At 36.5% G+C, this 1572-nt stretch carries 1 protein-coding gene; it reads right to left on the reverse strand.

Annotated features, from left to right (window positions below; genetic code table 11):
* Positions 1-104: 104 nt before the first annotated feature.
* A complete protein-coding gene (gene istA, locus ACYQ4S_RS11840; RefSeq protein ID WP_459771341.1) occupies positions 105-1184 on the reverse strand; it encodes an IS21 family transposase in 1080 nt (359 codons plus the stop codon).
* Positions 1185-1572 lie beyond the last annotated feature (388 nt).

Below are 1572 nucleotides of genomic sequence, written 5' to 3' on the forward strand. Positions count from 1 at the left end.
GAACTCCGAAGAAAAGGAGGATGTACTTCTACATCTTCAGAAAAAATACAAAAGAACAATGAAGACCATCTAAAACCGACGGTTTTCATTGTTCTTTTTGTTTGTTAAGAGCTGGTTTTTTCCCAGCTCCTATCCCAATACAAAATCAAATGTAGTTTGCCATAGTGATAGCTTTTAGGGACGTGAACAAGCGCACCATCAATTCGTACTTCACCATATTTATTAGCGATTACTGTAGATTGTTTAAAGACGGGATAATCAGAGTCAGGCAAAGCTAACCCATATTTCTTTTCTTCTTCCAACAAGTCTGCAATCATTAGTTCCTTTTTATAATGAAGTCGTTGGCGATCTTTTTTACATTGATCAAATAATAAAGTCCGTATGTGTTCTAAATCTTTGATGACAGGGGATGGTGTGAAAAAGTTATAACGTACATATCCCACTTTGTTTTCCACATGTCCTTTTTCATTTCCTTTTCTTGGATTACAAACTTGTGCTTCAAATCCGTAATGCATTGAAAATTGACGAAAGGCATCAGTAAAAATAGTTTCTTCACCACGGCTCCGTGCCTTGACCACCGCTGCGGAAAGATTATCTAAACGAAGTTTTCTTGGGGCAAATCCTGCCTGTTCAAAAAGCACTTTGAGTCCTTCAAGGAAACATTCTTGGTTTTCCGAAGGTAAAGGGACTGCCAGTCCTCCGTTACTGTATGGAAAACTCATGACTAAGCAATGAATATCTTTCACTTTTCCATCTTCGACAGCTTCCGTAATCCCAAAATCAACTTGAGCTTCTGCGGGAGGATGAGACAATCTTTCATATTCTTCTTTAAACCCATCTGATTCATCGATCATTTTTTCTTTCCACTCATTCTGAATAAAATTACAAACGGTTCGATAAGAACCCGTGAAACCCAACTCCTTCAACTCTTTAAATATATTTGTATTATTTCTTCTTAATTTCTGTTTGAGCGAATAGTCTTCTGTTAGCCAATCAATGACAATTTCTCCCCAATTCTCGTCATACATCATCCCTTTTTTAACGGATATCTTCTCTTTAGGTAACTGATCACTGTCCGCATACTTCTTCACAGTTGTCCAACAAAAACCAGTACGTTTTGAAATTTCATTGATAGACATTGATTTGTTATTTCTCAAATTTTTGATATGATTGATTTCAGGCATTGCTAGCATCCTTTCATTTCCTCCCACCATTAATTGATTAGACACCATTAACGGTAGGATATTTTTAAGGAGCTGGCAAGCCTTTTTTTTATTGTACAACCTTCTCACATTTTGATTGCAATACTCTTAACTTTTATTATGCATTAAACAATTGTCGATTCAAAGCCAATAGAGAAACTGGAAGATTTAAAATTGAAATCAGTCCAGTTTTCTTTCGTAAGCGATGAATAACTGAGTACCTACAAATAAAAATCGGACACCACTATAATGAGAAGTGTCCGAAGCGTATAATATGCTGAATGTCTAGCGACATTCCATCTGCACCTTTGGATTCCATGGCAAATAAGCCTCCAAAGGTGTATGTTGTCGATTTGGAAGGTAAGTTAAG

The sequence above is a fragment of the Alkalibacterium sp. s-m-28 genome (genome assembly GCF_054658175.1).